At 63.9% G+C, this 16097-nt stretch carries 18 protein-coding genes; 14 read left to right on the top strand and 4 right to left on the bottom strand.

Translation table 11 applies throughout. The features are described 5' to 3' along the window. The first annotated feature begins 286 nt into the window (after positions 1 to 286). From DRB87_RS11665 to DRB87_RS11655, 3 genes are all read left to right on the top strand, one after another. Positions 287 to 940: a BON domain-containing protein gene (locus tag DRB87_RS11665; protein WP_130026010.1), complete on the top strand. Its 654-nt coding sequence runs from the start codon at positions 287 to 289 to the stop codon at positions 938 to 940. Positions 941 to 1006: 66 nt separating this feature from the next. Then, entirely contained in the window at positions 1007 to 1480 is a 474-nt protein-coding gene (locus tag DRB87_RS11660; RefSeq protein WP_165385289.1) for a pyridoxamine 5'-phosphate oxidase family protein, read from the top strand. A gap of 56 nt (positions 1481 to 1536) precedes the next feature. Further along, positions 1537 to 1998, top strand: a complete 462-nt coding sequence (locus DRB87_RS11655) for a universal stress protein (RefSeq protein ID WP_165385288.1) — start codon at positions 1537 to 1539, stop codon at positions 1996 to 1998. Positions 1999 to 2061: 63 nt separating this feature from the next. Here the strand turns inward: DRB87_RS11655 and DRB87_RS11650 are convergent, their stop codons facing one another. Further along, positions 2062 to 3021: a universal stress protein gene (locus tag DRB87_RS11650; protein ID WP_130026007.1), complete on the bottom strand. Its 960-nt coding sequence runs from the start codon at positions 3019 to 3021 to the stop codon at positions 2062 to 2064. A 360-nt stretch (positions 3022 to 3381) separates the two neighbouring features. On the opposite strand from DRB87_RS11650, the gene DRB87_RS11645 reads away from it, so the two are divergent. Next, positions 3382 to 4437 carry a DUF4010 domain-containing protein gene (locus DRB87_RS11645; protein WP_130026006.1) on the top strand — a complete coding sequence of 352 codons (1056 nt, stop codon included), beginning with the start codon at positions 3382 to 3384 and terminating at the stop codon, positions 4435 to 4437. A 125-nt stretch (positions 4438 to 4562) separates the two neighbouring features. After that, on the top strand, positions 4563 to 4991 hold the full coding sequence (locus DRB87_RS11640) for an Hsp20/alpha crystallin family protein (RefSeq protein ID WP_130026005.1): 429 nt from the start codon (positions 4563 to 4565) through the stop codon (positions 4989 to 4991). 51 nt (positions 4992 to 5042) lie between these two features. Here DRB87_RS11640 and DRB87_RS11635 read toward each other — a convergent pair whose 3' ends face one another. Both DRB87_RS11635 and DRB87_RS23045 read right to left on the bottom strand, forming a co-directional pair. Further along, the gene (locus DRB87_RS11635) at positions 5043 to 5420 is read right to left on the bottom strand and encodes a hypothetical protein (protein ID WP_130026004.1); all 378 of its coding nucleotides are present in this window, start codon (positions 5418 to 5420) and stop codon (positions 5043 to 5045) included. A 41-nt stretch (positions 5421 to 5461) separates the two neighbouring features. Next, the gene (locus DRB87_RS23045) at positions 5462 to 5614 is read right to left on the bottom strand and encodes a hypothetical protein (RefSeq protein WP_165385287.1); all 153 of its coding nucleotides are present in this window, start codon (positions 5612 to 5614) and stop codon (positions 5462 to 5464) included. A gap of 460 nt (positions 5615 to 6074) precedes the next feature. Between DRB87_RS23045 and DRB87_RS11630 the strand changes: the two genes are divergently transcribed. Then, a complete protein-coding gene (locus DRB87_RS11630; protein ID WP_130026003.1) occupies positions 6075 to 6722 on the top strand; it encodes a response regulator transcription factor in 648 nt (215 codons plus the stop codon). Positions 6723 to 6786: 64 nt separating this feature from the next. Here the strand turns inward: DRB87_RS11630 and DRB87_RS11625 are convergent, their stop codons facing one another. Beyond that, entirely contained in the window at positions 6787 to 7572 is a 786-nt protein-coding gene (locus DRB87_RS11625) for a helix-turn-helix domain-containing protein (RefSeq protein ID WP_130027839.1), read from the bottom strand. 366 nt (positions 7573 to 7938) lie between these two features. Between DRB87_RS11625 and DRB87_RS11620 the strand changes: the two genes are divergently transcribed. The 8 genes from DRB87_RS11620 to DRB87_RS11585 all read left to right on the top strand — a co-directional run bounded on the left by DRB87_RS11620 (position 7939) and on the right by DRB87_RS11585 (position 15989). After that, positions 7939 to 8565, top strand: a complete 627-nt coding sequence (locus DRB87_RS11620; RefSeq protein ID WP_130026002.1) for a phosphoribosyltransferase — start codon at positions 7939 to 7941, stop codon at positions 8563 to 8565. 70 nt (positions 8566 to 8635) lie between these two features. After that, positions 8636 to 10426: a DNA polymerase/3'-5' exonuclease PolX gene (gene polX, locus DRB87_RS11615; protein WP_240755954.1), complete on the top strand. Its 1791-nt coding sequence runs from the start codon at positions 8636 to 8638 to the stop codon at positions 10424 to 10426. Between the two features lie 149 nt (positions 10427 to 10575). Next, on the top strand, positions 10576 to 10950 hold the full coding sequence (locus tag DRB87_RS11610) for a YqjD family protein (RefSeq protein ID WP_130026001.1): 375 nt from the start codon (positions 10576 to 10578) through the stop codon (positions 10948 to 10950). 13 nt (positions 10951 to 10963) lie between these two features. After that, the gene (locus DRB87_RS11605; RefSeq protein ID WP_130026000.1) at positions 10964 to 11341 is read left to right on the top strand and encodes a TraR/DksA C4-type zinc finger protein; all 378 of its coding nucleotides are present in this window, start codon (positions 10964 to 10966) and stop codon (positions 11339 to 11341) included. A gap of 56 nt (positions 11342 to 11397) precedes the next feature. Next, entirely contained in the window at positions 11398 to 12147 is a 750-nt protein-coding gene (locus DRB87_RS11600) for a polysaccharide deacetylase family protein (protein ID WP_240755953.1), read from the top strand. Continuing rightward, positions 12140 to 13408, top strand: a complete 1269-nt coding sequence (locus tag DRB87_RS11595) for a putative glycoside hydrolase (RefSeq protein ID WP_130025998.1) — start codon at positions 12140 to 12142, stop codon at positions 13406 to 13408. The genes DRB87_RS11600 and DRB87_RS11595 overlap by 8 nt, the downstream gene beginning before the upstream one ends. Positions 13409 to 13663: 255 nt before the next feature. Further along, the gene (locus DRB87_RS11590) at positions 13664 to 14167 is read left to right on the top strand and encodes a BCAM0308 family protein (protein WP_165385286.1); all 504 of its coding nucleotides are present in this window, start codon (positions 13664 to 13666) and stop codon (positions 14165 to 14167) included. 16 nt (positions 14168 to 14183) lie between these two features. Further along, a complete protein-coding gene (locus DRB87_RS11585; protein WP_130025997.1) occupies positions 14184 to 15989 on the top strand; it encodes an adenosylcobalamin-dependent ribonucleoside-diphosphate reductase in 1806 nt (601 codons plus the stop codon). Positions 15990 to 16097 lie beyond the last annotated feature (108 nt).

The following is a 16097-nucleotide window of genomic DNA, read 5'->3' as shown; positions in this document are numbered from 1 at the left end:
GCATTCGCCTGCGTCAAGGCGGATTGCCGCGCAGGCATGCTTTGTTATAACGCGGCCAGCCCGCTCGGCGGCGAGATTCCCGCCATCGGGTTGATGCGAATCAAGCTCGCGCGGCTTGCGTGCGGCGCGTGACGTCCTGCATGAAATTGATGTCGGTCAAGCGCTGCTGAGAGAGGCCGGCAATGCGCCCACCGAGGCGCTAAGGTGAAAGAACCCGGCGCGATACCCGCAACTGTCAGCGACGTTTGCGATGGCGCCATCCCAATTCTGTGGCACGGAGTACCCCATGAAGACTGATGCTCAACTGCAGCGCGACGTGATGGACGAACTCGCGCGCGACACGAACGTTCATGCCAGCGAGATTGGCGTCGAGGTGCGCGACGGCATTGTCACGCTCTCGGGCGAGGTCGCGAGTTTCTTTGAGAAGTGCGAAGCCGAGCGCGTCGCGGCGCGGGTCGCGGGGGCGCGCGCGATTGTGATCGGACTGGAAGTCGTGCCGATGTCGAAGGATCGTCATACCGATGCCGATATCGCAAGAGCCGCGCTTGCCGTGCTGAAGTGGCACGCCGGCCTGCCGGACGATGGCATGCACGTCAAGGTCGAGAACGGCTGGGTCACGCTGGCGGGCGACGTCGAGACCTACACGCAGCGCGTGTTGGCCGAGAGTGCCGTTCGTACGTTGCGAGGCGTCAAGGGCGTCATCAACGACATCAAGGTGCTCAGTGGGCCCCATCGCACGGAGATTGTCGGGCATATCGCCGCCGCGCTGGCGCGTCAGGCGCAGCGCGAGGCGCGCCACCTCGACATCTCCGTCCTGGGCAATGGCGAGGTGCTGCTGACCGGCACGGTCCATTCGTTGGCGGAAAAGGAAGCCATCCGGGGCGCGGCCATGACCACGCATGGCGTATGCGCCGTCGTGGATCGGCTAACGGTCGAGTAAGCGCGTCAGGTGATGCCCATGGGGCGGCGCACGCAACGCGGACACGATAGACACAGGAGAGGCCTGATGAACGCAGACCTGGAGGCCGTCATTCTGGACGTGCTGGACTCGTGCCGGGAGTTGTCGCTCGCGACGCTCATGGCGGACGGGAACACGCAGTCCGATGTCGTTTGTTTCGTCCATCACGGACTCGACATCTATTTCGCCACCGGGCGCGATAGCCGCAAGATGGCGAATATCGAGCGCGCCGCACAGGTCTCGTTCTGTCTTTACAAGCCCTATATCGGATGGCCGGACATCAAGGCCCTGTCGGGCCACGCCTTTGCCGAAATCTTGTCGGATGAATCGTCCGAGCGCGTACTGGCGATGCGACTGCTCGATGAGCGTTTTCCAGACGCGTGGACACGCGTTCCCGAACACGGTTCGAGCCGCTCCACCATTGTGAAGCTTGAATGTTGGGCGCTTCAGGTGCTCGACTACAGCCGCGGGTTTGGTCATGCCGATATCGTTACCGTTCCATCGAAACGTCGCTGCGAATAGTGAGAATGGCAGTGGCGTCGGCGGTTGGGGGAATGCAAAACCAGGGGGAAGAAATCATGTACCGCAACATACTGGTGGCTTTCGATGCCAGTCCGCCCTCGGAAACCGCGCTGACCCACGCCGCAAGGCTCGCCAAGGCGCTCGGGGCGAGCCTTCGCGTCGCTTACGTCGAAGTCGACCCGGCACTTTATTTCCCCTTGATGGCGGCAGCGCTGCCGTCGGTGGCCGAGATGCAGAACGCGCTCAACGCCGAGACGCTGGCCGTTCGGGAAGCGGCATTGGACATTCTGGCGCGCGAGGGCGTTGCGGCCGATTTCGCGACGCTACCGTTGATGGACAGCCATATGCACATCGCCGATCGGCTGCTGACGGAGGTTCGGCGCGTGGGCGCGGATCTCGTGGTCACGGGATCGCACGGCCGCCGCGGCCTCGCGCGCGTCACGCTCGGTAGCGAGGCCAACCGCCTGCTGCAGCGTGCCGATCGGCCCGTGCTCATCATCAAGTCGCCCGCGCCATAGCGCGTGCGTGGCGTGCGGCGGTGTGGTCAACCCGGGGACGCGCGGGGGTCTCGCCCCGACGCGTCAGCCCGCCTGATTGACGACCAGCAACGGGCGATCGATCGCGCGGGCGACCCGCTCGTTCTCATGACCGTTGAACCATGAGAACAACCCGTGACGATCCTGCGCGCCCACGACGACGAGATCCGCATCCCATTCCTGCGCCTCCCGGAGCAGGGCGGCGGCCACGTCTTCCGCCAGGCGCGTGTGCGACACACGGCGCTCGATGTTCCCCTTGGCGCCCAGTTCAGTCATGATCGCCGAGGCTTGCGCGAGCGCATTTGCAGCATGGGGAACGCTGGGCGCCGGCGTGAGAAGGGATTCCTCCAATTCGGACACGTCGACCCCGCGGTCCTCGACATAAATAGCCAGCAGGCTCGAATGCGGCGGCGCCACCTGCATCCCCACGCGCACCGCGTGCAGCGATGCCTCGCTACCGTCGACCGCAAACAGGATCCGGCGCGCGTGGTGCAGCGACGATTCAGTCGCTTTTTTGGGAATCATGAGGATGGCGCGGTGGGTGTGCTCGGCCAGTGCGGCGGAGACCTTGGTACCCAACAGGGCGGCAATGCCGGCGGCCGGTTCGGCGCCGACGACCACCAGGTCGGCATTCCATTCTTCGGCCACTCGGGCAATACCCGCCGAGATTTCGCGGTTGCCCAGCGCGGGCCCGAGCAGCCGCTTGTTCACCTGTGCGCCAGTACGTTGCAAGACCGCCTGCGCGCCCTCCAGCGCCACGAGTTCGTCGCGGCGGAGTTCGTCGAACGCGGCGCTGACATCGGCCGGCGTACGGGAGTGGGGCGTCAGGTAGGCCTCGGGATCCTCGAAGAATCCCAAGACCAGCACTTGCGTGTCCGGCGAACAGAAATGGGCGGCATACGGAATGGCGTTCAGCGACGCGCCACTGGGATCGACGGCAACGAGGATCCGCCGGAATGGCTTGGGAAAGCCATGGGGCGACAGCAGTTGGGAGACAGGTTCCATGGTCGAAGTCGCCGGGCACGGCGATCCTTATCGATGAATCGTTAATAGCATAGACGGTACGCGGGCAGCGCCATTGCGTTCGATCAACATCGCACGCCACGACGCGGCGCCGACGCTCCCCGTCACTTATGCTATACCGTGCACTAAACGAAATAAACGGGCGCGCGATGACCGAAGCCATGCTCGACATTCTGCCGTATGCGACCGCACTGGCGATCGGCTTGCTCATCGGTGCCGAACGTGAGCGGCGCAAGGGGGCGAGCCGCGAGCGGGCGGCGGCAGGCATCCGGACGTTTGCGCTGACAGCCGTTCTGGGGCGGCGGCCTTGGCATTGGGGGCGTTTGGCTGCTGGCCGCGGTGGTGCTGGCGCTCAGCGCCGTGTTGATCGCCGCCTACCTGCGTCCCCACGACGATCCGGGGATCACGACCGAGATCTCGCTGATGCTGACGCTGCTGCTCGGTGCGATGGCGCAACGCCACCCCGCCTTGACGATCGCGATCGCCGTGGCCGTCGCGAGCGTGATGCAGGTGCGCTTTCACTTGCATCGGCTCGTGACGCGCGTCGTGACGGAAGCCGAGTTGCAGGATGTGCTTCTGCTCGCGGTCGCTGCCCTCGTGATCCTGCCGATCCTGCCGAATCGGCCTATCGATGCCTTCGACTCGGTCAATCCGTCCACGATATGGCGCTTCACCGTCGTCATGCTCTCCATTGCCGTGATCGGTCATTTTGCCCAACGCGCGCTTGGGCCGAACGCGGGATTGCCGGTCATGGGGTTCGCTTCCGGGTTCGCGTCCAGCATCGCCACCATCAGCGCGATGGGCCTGCAGGCCAGGCAAAACCCGGCCTTGTTGCTGCCCGCCGTCGCGGGAGCCGCGCTCTCCAGCGTCTCGACCATGATGCAGTTGGCCATTGTGATCGGTACGGTCTTCCCGGCCGTGTTGCTCCATCTTGCGTTGCCGCTCGGCGCTGGCGCCGTTGTCGCGCTGTCGTACGGCCTTTGGGCGCTTTGGCGCGCGAACCGGTGCGCCACGCCGCAATTGGTCCACATTGGAACCGCCATTGATTTGAAGTCCGCGTTGGTGCTGACCGCGAGTGTGTCCGTCGCCATGTTCGCTTCGGGGGCGCTCTCGCATTGGTTCGGGAGATCGGGCTTGCTGGCGGTCGCCTTGGTGGGCGGCTTGGCGGACGCGCATTCCATCGCGGCCAGTGCCGCCGCGCTGGCCGAACAGGGCCGGCTCAGCGTCACCGACGTTGGCCTTCCGATACTGGCCGGAGCCTCGACAAATGCCATGGTCAAGGGGATTGCCGCGTTCGTATCCGGGGGGCCACGTTTCGCGAGGCTCGTCGTTCCCGGCATCGTGCTGGTGATCGCCGCCCTCTGGCTCGGTTATGCCGTCGCGCCGTCGATTTCATGAGCGCCGGCGAGGTTTCTCTTGATGTCAGTCAATTCGTCGGCGCGCTCGCGAACTAGATTAGACAACGTGCGACATGGATCGCAGCCCCCTGGGCGCACTGCGCCCCTTATCCCTCGGAGTCAGTCATGGCAAACCTCACCCGATTCGATCCACTGAGTTTCGACGAACCGTTCGAGAACCTCATTCGTAACGCGTTCTGGCGTCCGCTTGCGCTGGAGAGTTCGAAGCGTATGCAAATCAAGCTCGATGTCGAAGAGGACGACAAGCAATTTACCGTACGCGCCGATATCCCCGGTGTGAGCAAGGAAAACATCAAGGTCGCGCTCGACGGCAACCAGGTGTCCATCAGCGCGCACCTCAGCAACACCACGGAAAAGAAGGACAACGGTAACTTCGTGCATCGGGAACGGTATGAAGGCGATATGTACCGCAGCTTCTCGTTGTCACAGGCGGTGGACCGGGACAAGGCCGTTGCGAATTATCGCGACGGGGTATTGGAACTGGTACTGCCAAAGCGGGCCGATGCCGGTCAGCGGGAGTTGACCATTCAGTAAGCCGCACAGGCGGCATGTGAGGGTGCCGCTCAGGCACCCTCGCGAGGCGGACTAGTGCAGCGTTTGCGGAAGCGGGATGAACGCGACGCCGCGCGGCATATCTTCAAATTCGGGCGACCGCAGCCCGTCGATCACCTGACACGCATAATCGATCGCGCATCGGAGCGCGCGATAGGGGTCTGCGTCCAACCGCTCGTTCAATGTGATCTGAATCACAACGCCTTCGGCCGGCGCGTCATCCGACAGAGAGCCGTCGTGCCTTGCCGTTGCGCCGCGCACGATCGCCACAGGCAGATAGCGCCGATCGTGGCTCGGTACGGCAAATCCGCCGCAACCGACAAGTTGTGCGTGAGCTTCGATGACGAATGCCTTGTAATGTTGTCGCAGCGTAGACATGAGAACCTCATAAACACTTGGGATCGCTGGCACGATCCGGAGGGATTGACGAGCGCGTCTGTATTCGGCATTTATTAGCCGGTGCGGGGAGGCGCCATGACCCAAGTCAATTCGTCACGATGCAGCGTCTTGAAAACGTGGCGCGAAACCGCATCGACGCCGCCAGCGCGCCAATAAACGGCATCCCGCTGTGCCAAGCGTGTGGTCGATGGATTGACGACTTTCATTCGCAAATCAGGTCGTCTTCGCGCTCGGATTCGCTGCGATTCTCCCGCGTGCCGGGACGAACTGTCCGTTGGGCGCACTTGCTCGATGCGATACCGCCGGATCGTGCTTCCCATGGGTTGTTTGGAAGGATTCCTCTCATCTTTTCGGCTGATACGCCTGCCGATCCTGGACGGTAATATCTCTTGAAAGCTGAGAGAAATGCGCTTTAGTTAATAGAAGAACGACTGCGGGTCCGAAGCGCACTCGCAAACCGTTGAATAAGCGAATCCCGAGCGGTGGTTTGCGCTCGGTGATTCCCGCCGTAAATTGGGGGCGTGGGTCACTGAATAGCTCAAGATCGGACGGCTGCGGGTCATCCGCAACGTGCCACCGCCTCGTCGGTGTCGCTGGGTACGCGAATCGAAGGCTCTGCCGGGCAGCCCTCAGGGAAGCGGTTGCCACCAAATTCGGAGGCAAGGCATGACGCGTATCATGATCGCGGACGATCACGCCGTAGTGCGAGACGGACTCAAACATATCCTGGAGGGGGCGGGCATGTTTGACGTCGTCGGCGAAGCGGCGGACGGCGCTGCGATCCCGTTGATGGTCAACGATTGCTCTCCCAACGTATTGCTGCTCGATCTGTCGCTGCCGGGAAGAAGCGGTCTGGAACTGATCCGGCTGCTGCGCGATTCCCATCCGGCGTTGCGCATACTGGTGCTGACCATGCACTCGGAGGAGCAGTACGTCGTGCGTGCGTTTCAGGCGGGGGCTGCAGGATATCTGACCAAGGAAAGCGCGGCCGACGAACTCGTCACCGCCATCAACCATGTGGCGATGGGCGGCACCTATGTCAGCCAGTCGATCGCGGGCAAGTTGGCGTCGAGCTTCCAGGGAAATGGCGACGACGTGCCGCATCGGCGCCTGTCCAACCGCGAACTGGAAGTCTATCGTCGTCTGGTGCGTGGCGAACCGCTCACCACCATCGCCAATGCGCTGTGTGTCAGCCCCAAGACCGTCAGCACCTACAAGATGCGTCTCATGGAGAAAATGCAGATGCCCAATGAGGTGCAACTGGTGCGCTACGCGCTTCGCCATCATCTCTTCGACGAGGGCGATAACCTCTGACGTCTGCGCGACCAGCCTCGCATGGCGTGGCGTCGCACGTTCGACCGCCCTCACGTCGGCATCGTCAGCATGCGCCAAGCGCGTCGCGGTCCAGAAGCGTAATCCGCTTTCCCGCAACGAGAATCAAGCCACCGCGCTGAAACCGCGATAACGACCGGCTGACCGTCTCGAGCTTCATGCCGAGATGGCTTCCGATGTCTTCGCGCGTCATGCGCAATGTAAACTCGCGGGGCGAGTACCCCCGCTGCTCGAAGCGATTCGAAAGATTCAGAAGGAAGGTCGCGACCCGCTGATCGGCACTCATGCTGCCCAATAACACCATTTGCGCCGTCTCTCGAACGATCTCGGCACTCATGAGCCGGTGAATATGCTGCTGGAGCGGCGTCAATTCGCGGCACAGCACCTCCAGGGGCTGGAATGGAATCACACAGACGGCGCTATCTTCCAGGGCGAAGGCATCGCAGGGGTGTGACTCGGCGACGATGCCGTCCAGCCCGAGCAGTTCGCCGGGAAGATAAAATCCCGACACGTATTGTCGCCCCAGCGAATGTTGCGCCACGGTCTTGAACGACCCCGAGCGGACCGCGTAGAGACTCTGAAACGAATCGCCGGTCCGGTAAAGCGCGTGTCCCTGCCGGACCATCCGCCAGGTACGCACCACAGATTTCAGGCGTGCCGCATCGTGGTCGTTCAGCTTCGACGCAACACAGAGGTGTCGCAATACGCATGTGCCGCATTGGGCGGGGGGATGCGCGATCAGCCCGCTCGACATGCCGTCATTGACCGTCGAAAACGCCTCGCCGGCACCGAAGCGACGCTCGGCGTGGGCCAAAAAATGTGATTCGTACATCGCCATCTCCCGGCCAGCCATTGGCCTGCATGCACCGATTGCGCGCGCCCGGGCGCCCAATGTTCCGGTTGTCTTCCTGCATGTGCCTACCCACACTCGCGCACTGTCTGGCGCTGCCCTCAAGTGGCATGTTTTGTCTTCGGGGTAGGGGCTTGAAACCCAGTATCGCGACACCCGCGTCGGGGGGAAAGCAGGCGCGGCTGAGATCTCTGTAGGCAGACGCACGCCCCGTGTCAGGCAATCCTTACGCAGACCGTTTCGTGCGAACACCTGACGGGAATGCTTGACCTTGGCTAAACCGGCACCTGCCCCGATGACTAGGATGATCTTATGGGGGCGCTCAGCCGCCGTTCGAGGAGAACGTCAATGCCATTTATCGACAGGGCCGATGCCGCACGCCAGCTAGCCAAGGCACTCAATGCGTACTCGGGCAAGCACCCGTTGATCCTGGCCGTGCCACGCGGTGGGGTGCCGATTGGCGCCATCGTGGCCGATGCCCTCGGCGGCGATCTGGACATTGTGCTGGTGAGGAAGTTGGGCGCTCCCGGCAATCCCGAACTGGCGGTCGGCGCCGTGGACGAGAGCGGCTGGACGTACCTGACGCCATACGCGAAGCTGGCGGGCGGCGAGAGTGCCTATGTCGAACACGAACGAATGGTGCAACTCGACACCCTCCGGCGTCGCCGTGCCCGCTTTACGCCGGGAAGACAGCGCACGAGCGCCGACGGCCGGTTGGCGATTGTCGTGGACGACGGCATCGCCACGGGGGCATCGATCATCGCGGCGTTGCATTCGGTACGACAGCTCGGGCCAGCACGACTGATATGCGCGGTGCCGGTGGCGCCGCGAGATGCCTTGCGCGACATCGCGCCCTATGCCGACGAAGTGATCTGTCTGGAGACACCGGCCGATTTCAGCGCGGTGGGCGCCTTCTACCGAAAATTTCCCCAAGTCAGCGATGACGAGGTCGTCGCCTGCCTGCGCTCGCGCTAATGGCCCACGCATCGCCTATGCAATAGCCGGTGTCCTGCGTGTCGCGCCCCATGTCTGCTGGAGTCAAGGCGTGAAAGAACCCTCTGAGAAGCCTGAAATTATCACGAAGGAAGTTGCCGCCACCGTGGTACCGCGCGCGGGCGTGACCAACGACCGGATCGTTGCGATCTTCAACGAAATCGCCGACCTCCTCGACGTCGAAAACGCGAATCCGTTCAGGGTTCGGGCCTACCGCAACGCGGCCAGGTCGATCGGTGCGCTGACCGAAGACGTGGGTGTCCTGCTGGCGCGCGGCATCGACCTGACTACACTGCCGGGCATCGGCGCCGATCTCGCGGGAAAGATGCGCGAGATCGCCGAAACCGGCGCAAGCGAACTACTGACGCGCCTGCGCCGAGAAACGCCTGGACAGATTCAATCGCTGCTCAGTCTGCCGGGCCTGGGGCCGCGTCGTGTACACCGGCTCGAGCACGACCTGGACGTACATACGATGGAGGATCTGGCCGCCGCAGCCCGCGAACACCGCATTGGCACGCTGCCCGGATTCGGCCCGCGCACGGAACAGCGCCTGCTTGACGCCGTGCAGGCGCGGCTCGACCGGCACCGCCGCTTCAGCCTCGATATCGCGATGCGCGCCGTCGACCCCCTCATGGCGTATCTCCGTGCAACCGGCGCGGCGCAGGAGATGGCGGTCGCGGGCAGCTACCGGCGTGGGCGGGATACGGTGGGGGACCTCGATATCGCAGTGGCTTCCGGCCGGCCGCGAGCCGTGATTCACGCGTTCCTCGCCTACGATCAGACGCGGTCGGTGATCTCCGCCGGAAGCACGCGGGCAAGTACGGTGCTGATGAACGACATGCAGGTCGACCTAAGGGTGGTGGCCGCGTCGAGCTATGGCGCGGCGCTCGTTTATCTGACCGGTTCGAAGGCGCACAACGTGGCGCTTCGCAAGATGGCGCAGGCACGCGGGCTGAAACTGAACGAGTATGGTGTGTTCCGGCAAGGGCGAAAAGTCGCTGGCCGCGACGAGGCGTCGATCTACGAGGCGCTCGGCTTGCCATGGATTACGCCGGAATTGCGAGAGGACACCGGGGAGTTGGAGGCGGCGCGCGATGGCACACTGCCGCGCCTGGTCGAAGCCCGCGAGATCCGGGGCGATCTTCACGTTCACACGAACGAAAGCGACGGTGTCGACAGCCTCGAAGCCATGGCCATGGCGGCCGGCCGTCAAGGGCTTCAGTACCTGGCCATCACGGATCACTCGCCGCGTCTGGGCATCACGCATGGGCTGAGCGCCAGCCGTCTCGCCGCGCAGTCGGACGCCATTGACGCGCTGAATGCAAAGGGCGGATTGCCGGAGATTCTCAAGGGCGTAGAGGTCGATATCCTGGAAGACGGATCGCTCGATCTTCCCGACGCTGTGCTGGGGCGGCTCGACCTGGTCGTTGGCGCGGTTCACAGCCATTTCGATTTACCCGCCGACAAGCAGACCGCGCGGCTGTTGCGGGCGATCGACCATCCGCACTTCAGTATCCTCGCACATCCCTTTGCTCGTTTGATCGGCGAGCGCGACGCTTGCCGGTTCGACGCCGCACGCGTTTTCCAGGCGCTTGCCGAGCGCGGTGCTTTCGTGGAAGCCAACGCACAGCCGCGCCGACTGGACCTGTGGGACGCCGGCTGCCGGCTGGCGAAGTCGAGCGGTGTGCGGGTGAGCATTGCCTCGGACGCGCACCGCACGGCCGACTTCAACCATCTGGCGTTGGGCCTCATGCAGGCCCGACGCGGCTGGCTCGAGGCCGCCGACGTCCTCAACACCCGCCCGCTGTCCCGGCTGCGCGCCATGCTCAAAAAGACGATGTAGCCCCGGCGGGCGGTCGTCTCCCCTGAACCCCATACACGAAGATCACGCCGATTTGCGCCATGTCATGGCACGCCGTGCGCAGATGTCTATAGTGAACCTGGCCCGCGCCGACCACGGCGGCGCATTGTCGAATTCGATGGGAGCGAGAGATGAACGACATTCGGACTGAATTCATGAATCACCGTCAGACCTTGGTCAACGACGCTGAGGCCCTCCTTGCCGATATCAAGGCGTTGCTGCGGGATATCGCCGACGAAGCCAATCCGGCATCCGACGAAGCGCGTCCCGCACTCACTGCCAGGCTCCAGCAACTGACCGCACAGCTCGATACGCTGCGCAAAACGAGCCAGCAGCGCGTGTCGGGATGGGCGCGAACCACTGACCATTACGTGCACGACCATCCCTGGCAGAGCGTAGCGGCCGCGGCATCCATCGCCGCGTTGGCGGCTGTCGCGGGCGCGGTGGTGGCCCCGATGATCGCTCGAGGCCGGCGTACGCCATCCGATGCCGATCTGCGCCTTTGATGGGAGACCAACGATGGAAAGCCTCAAAAACCCGGGACTTGGCGCGTTGGAGACGCAGATGGACACGGAGGAAAAGCGCATTCAAGCGGCGGTAGCCACCACCGAACCGCCACTCGGCGAGCTCGCGGCATCGGAGCCTCACGACGACGCCGACCTCGCGAACGAGGAAACCGCTGAACGCCTGCAAGATGCCATGCTCGACCACTATCGCCAACAACTCGCGGATATTGAGGCGGCGCGCGATCGCATTCGCCGTGGCGAGTACGGCATCTGCATCGATTGCCGCCAGAGTATTCCGTTTGCCCGGCTGAAGGCGTATCCGACGGCGAAGCGATGTGCCGCTTGTCAGCATCGCCACGAGCAACTTTTCGCGATCGATCGCGCGAGGTGACAGGCGTGCGCAGGGGCGCTCGCCGACGCGCGCTTGCCCTCCTGGCCGGCGCTCTGATGGGCTTGACGTGTGCTGGCATCACGAATGCCGCCCCCGCGCGACATGACGTCCTGATTCTCGTCTATCACCGCTTCGCGGAGCGCGTCACCGATTCGACCACGGTGCGCACGGAGACCTTCGAGTCGCAACTGCGCTTTTTCGAGGAGAACGGCTATCGGGTGGTACCGCTGGCCGACGTCATCGCCTGGCATGCCGGCAGGCAGGACAACCTGCCGCCGCGCGCACTCGTCCTGAGTGTGGACGATGGCCACCGGTCCGTCTACCAGGTGCTGTGGCCGCTGCTAAAGGGGCGCTCGGTACCCGTCACACTATTCGTTTACCCGTCGGCGATCTCCAATGCGTCATATGCCATGACGTGGGATCAGTTGCGCGCGCTTGCGCGATCGGGGACTTTCGACATCGAGTCTCACACCGAATGGCATCCCAATTTCAAGACGGAACGCGCGCGGCTGGCGCCTGCGGCTTACCGGCGCTTCGCGCACGATCAGCTTCGCCGTTCCCGAGATCGGATCGAGGCCGAACTGCATCGGTCCGTTCGTCTACTGGCGTGGCCGTTTGGCATTTACGATACTGAATTAGAGGCCATGGCACGCGACGAGGGCTACACGAATGGGTTCTCTCTCGATGCCAAACCCGTCACGCCGCAGTCGAATGCCATGGCGATGCCGCGATATCTCATGACGCAGCACTGCGACATGACGTGCCTGCGCGGCATGTTGCGCAACGCACAAACGCATCATGATTAGCCGATGGATCGTCTGGAGTCTTTCGCTCCTGTGCCTGCAACCCGTGCCGCCGGCCACGGCAGACACCGTCGCGGCGACCGTCGTCGACGTGGCGACCCGCGAGCCGATCGCGGGCGCGACGCTCGTGAGCGGGGGCCGCGCCTGGACAAGCGACCGCAGCGGTGAGATCGTGCTCCCCGATATTGCGCCGGGCGCGCCGATGGCCGTCTCGGTGCGCGCGCCGGGGTATGCGAGAGTGCAAGCCTCGCTGCGCGAGGGAGGTCGCGCGAGCGTTGCCATGACGCCCATCCACCCCAAAGCCGTCTATCTCTCCGTGTACGGCATCGCGAGCCGTGCATTGCTCAATGCCGTGCTGGCGTTGCCCGAACGTACCGCCATTAACGCGCTTGTCATCGATGTCAAAGGCGATCGCGGCATGACGCCTTATCGCAGTCCTGCGCGGGAGGGCATCGGTGCGCAGGCGCATGTGCCCGCGAACGCGCCACGGGTAAAGGACCTGCCGGCACTGGTGAAATCGCTGCATGATCGCGGCCTGTACCTCATTGCCCGAATCGTGGTGTTCAAGGACGATCCTTTGGCGCGGGCCCATCCGGAGTGGGCGGTGCGCGATGCCGAGGGCAACGTGTGGCGTGACCGCGAACAGCTCCGATGGATCGATCCGACGATCTCCGCCGCATGGACGCACAATCTTGACGTCGCCGAGGAGGCGGCGCGCATGGGGTTCGACGAGATCCAATTCGACTACCTGCGATTCCCGGACGCGCCCGGGTTGCAATTTCACGAGACCAACACCGCAGAGCACCGGGTCGGCGCCATCACCGGCTTCCTGAGCGCTGCGCGCGAGCGCTTGCTGCGCTACAACGTGTACCTGTCGGTCGATATCTTCGGTTACGTGTGCTGGAACCTCAACGACACGGCGATTGGGCAGCAGCTCGAGACCCTCGGCGAACAGGTCGATTACGTGTCCCCCATGCTCTACCCGTCGGGATTCACCTGGGGTCTCCCGGGATCCGATCCGCCGACCGATCATCCGGGCGAGATCGTGTCGCGCTCTCTCGCGCAAGCGATGCGCCGCACCGGACTGCCCGGCGTGCGTTTCAGACCCTGGCTGCAAGCGTTTCGGGACTACGCTTTCGACCGTCGAAATTTCGGCGCCGTCGAGATTCGCGCACAAATCGATGCCGCCGACGCAGCGGGGACCAACGGGTGGATGTTGTGGAATCCGCGCAATCGATACGACCCGATGACCTTGCCGCGCTGAAGGCGCCGTGTGTGCCGCGCGTGCCGATGGTCCATGAGAGAGGGGCCTCTGCGCTCGCATCACGAAGCGTCGCGAGAGATGTCGCGCCATTTGATCCAGGCCAAGTTCTCGCGCGCGCAACCGCTTACTGTATCTATATCTGGCGGGCAAGCATGGCGGGTCGCGTTCATGTCGACCGCCTGGCATCTGTCGGTGGCGTCTGCGGCGGACGCACATTCGACACGAGCCTGCGCCAGCGTTTCAAGGAGTCACGCCATGAAAGTCAGAGCCAGGTCTGCCATGGTCCGGCCCACAAGGTGGGATCGTTTTCCGGACGAGCATGTCCCCGACAGTTACAAGCAACCCTCAGCGTCCCCCGCACTCGCGGCTTGCCCGGTGTGTCACGCCGTCTACCTGCGCGGGCATTGGCAATGGCGCGCCGTGCCGCCCGACGCGGTCACCGTCACTTGCTCGGCCTGTCATCGCATCGCCGACGGCGTGCCCGCGGCCCGTCTGGTACTGGATGGCACCTTCGAGGCTGCGCATCGACAGGAAATTCTCGGTCTGGTGAATCATCGCGCGCAGCGGCTGCACCGGGAACATCCGATGGAGCGCGTGATGGCAATCACGTCGGGCGAGGACGGTACGGCGATTACGACCACCGGAATGCACATTGCGCGCGATATCGGCAATGCCATTCACCATGCCTATGGCGGGAAGCTGGATCTCGACTACGGGCACGCGGAATCGGAACTTCACGTGCGCTGGCATCGATCCTGACGCAGGAGCCATCCCCATGCCGGTCATTCACGATTCGGCGTCGACCGTCTGCGACGCGGTGCTGGCGGATCGCTATCTTGCGCCAGGGGAGGCGGCGCGCGACGACGTCTTCCGACGGGTAGCGCGCGCGCTGGCCGACGCTGAGCCACCGGATCGACGTCGCGATGCGGCGCGACAGTTCTATGGCAACATGCTGCGCGGCGCGATCGGGGCGGGCCGGATCATGGCCAACGCGGGCACCGGCAAACACGCCACGATGGTGAACTGCTTCGTGCACCCGATCGTCGGTCCGGACGTGCAGGTGGCCCGTCAGACCGACATCGCGCGCGCGCTCGCGCAGGCCACGACCACCCTGCGCATGGGCGGTGGTGTCGGGTACGACTTCTCGTCAGTGGCGCCCGTCGACGCATTGGTGTCTGCGTCGGATCATGGCACGGGCGATGTTTGCGACGTTATCGAGCGGTTCGATCTGGCCTGCCAATCGTTGGCCTTGACCGATACGCGCGGCGGAGCGCAGATGGCGGTGTTGCGCTGCGATCACCCCGATCTGGACGAATTCATCAATGCCAAGCGCGGACGCCGGCGCTGGGCGACATTGAATGTGTCGGTGGCGGCGACCGCCGAGTTCATGCACGCCGTTGCTCGCGATACCGAGTGGCCGCTTCAGCATCGCGCGGCCCCCAATCGGCAACGACTGGCGGCGGGCGCGCATTTGCTCGATAACGGCAACTGGTGCTACGCCCGGGTGCCCGCACGGCAATTGTGGGCGCGGATCGTCGAAGCGGCCCACGGAAGCGCCGAGCCGGGCTTGCTGTTCATCGACACGATCCGCGAATCCAATGACCTTGCCGGCATCGAATCGATTGTCGCGACGAATCCATGCGGTGAACAACCGCTCCCGGCGTGGGGAAGTTGCGTGCTAGGTCCGATCGATCTGTCGAGGCGCGTCAGGCATCCGTTCGGCGTGGGGGGAACGCCGGCGTTCGATTTTGCGGGTCTGGCGCGGCTCGTCCATGTCCAGGTCAGAATGCTCGATAACGCAATCGACGTCACGCGATGGCCGTTACCGGAGCATGGACACGAAGCTCGAAGCAAGCGAAGGATCGGTGTGGGCGTCACGGGGCTGGCCGATGCGCTGACGATGATGTGTCTGCGCTACGACACGCCGCAGGGCAGGGACCTTGCCAGCGCCATCGGACGATGCCTGCGCGACAACGCTTATGCGGCGTCTGCGGCATTGGCGCGCGAGCGCGGGGCGTATCCGCTGTTCAGCGGCGAGCGCAGCCTGTCGACGGCACGCTTTGCGTCGGCGTTGCCGGATGCCGTGCGCGCCGATATTGCGCGTTATGGGCTGCGCAATAGCCATCTGCTGTCGATAGCCCCCACAGGCAGCGTCAGTCTGGCGTTCGGCGGCAACTGCTCTAGCGGTATCGAGCCGGCCTTCGCCTTGGCGTATCAGCGTCAGTTGCGCTTGCGGCATCAGGCACCGCGCGCCTACCGTATCGAGAATCACGCGTATCGGCGCTTCCGCGCCTTGGTTGGCGAGCAGGCGGCATTGCCGGACTACTTCGTCACGGCCAACCAGGTCAGCGGAGACGACCATTTGCATATGGTGGCGGCGATGCAACCGTTCATCGACGCAGGCATCTCGAAGACGGTGCTGGTGCCGAGCGGGGTGTCGCGCGAGCGGGTAGGGGAGTTGCTCTTTCGCGCATGGCAACTCCGGCTCAAAGGCGTGACGATTTTTCGGCCTGACCGGGCTGCCGACGCGGTGCTGAGCGTCTTGCCGGCGTCGGCCGGGCGCCCGGCATGCTTTTGCTGAGTGAGATGAACGAACCGAGCAAAACGCTGCCTGGAATCCGGCGTGCCTTTGTCCGTCGTTGACCCGTATCAAGGTCGAATGAGATCGGCTGTCTATGCTCCAAACAGC

The organism is Pandoraea sp. XY-2, from assembly GCF_004193915.1.
Lineage (GTDB): Bacteria > Pseudomonadota > Gammaproteobacteria > Burkholderiales > Burkholderiaceae > Pandoraea > Pandoraea cepalis.
This window is presented reverse-complemented; position numbering and strand designations above follow the sequence as displayed.